This is a genomic window from Mesorhizobium sp. M1A.T.Ca.IN.004.03.1.1, assembly GCF_003997555.1.
Classification (GTDB): domain Bacteria; phylum Pseudomonadota; class Alphaproteobacteria; order Rhizobiales; family Rhizobiaceae; genus Mesorhizobium.
In genome coordinates this window covers 1-260 of sequence record NZ_RZTV01000543.1, presented here as the reverse complement: position 1 = coordinate 260, position 260 = coordinate 1, and the positions used below count along the sequence as shown (strand labels likewise).

The window sequence follows — 260 nt, the reverse complement described above, 5'->3', positions numbered from 1 at the left end:
GATCGGGCATGTCCTTCGCTCATCGAGTTTCGACGAACTCCCGCAGCTGGTGAACATCATTGCAGGAGAGATGTCCTTCGTGGGACCGCGTCCCTTCCCGGAATATCACCTTTCGGCGATGGATAGCGAGTTTCGTGCCAAGCGGCGCTCGGTAACGCCGGGGCTGACGGGGCTTTGGCAGATATCCGAACGAAGCAACGCGGATATCGAACTGCAGCAGCAACTCGACGAGTTCTACATCGACAATCGATCCTTGTGGT

The 260-nt window shown here is 56.9% G+C and carries 1 protein-coding gene; it reads left to right on the top strand.

All coding sequences use genetic code 11. The features are described 5' to 3' along the window. Positions 1-260 (top strand): sugar transferase (locus EOD29_RS32815; protein ID WP_164763996.1); only part of this gene is annotated, 260 nt, incomplete at both ends.